Raw genomic sequence first — 245 nt, forward strand, 5'->3', positions numbered from 1 at the left:
TGACATCACCGGCTCCAGCTTCGCCTTCCGTGTCGCCCCCGATGGTGACGAGTGGGGCGAGGACGAGCACGGCGTCATCGTGCGCACCATCCACCGATTCAGCCGCCTGCTGGATGTGTCCCCCGTGACCTATCCGGCTTACCCCGATGCGGGCGCCGCCAAGCGGTCGCTCCAAGCCCGTTGCGATGAACTCCGAGAGATCACGCAGCGTGCCGTCAATCAGCGCCGCGCCCGCGAGCGCTTCC

Annotated in this window: 1 protein-coding gene; it reads left to right on the top strand. The window is 67.8% G+C overall.

The genetic code is table 11. The features are described from left to right. Positions 1-245 (top strand): HK97 family phage prohead protease (locus tag R0J88_RS22590; RefSeq protein WP_410901260.1); only part of this gene is annotated, 245 nt, incomplete at both ends.

This window comes from Pseudoalteromonas sp. SIMBA_162 (assembly GCF_046535955.1).
Lineage (GTDB): Bacteria > Pseudomonadota > Gammaproteobacteria > Enterobacterales > Alteromonadaceae > Pseudoalteromonas > Pseudoalteromonas marina.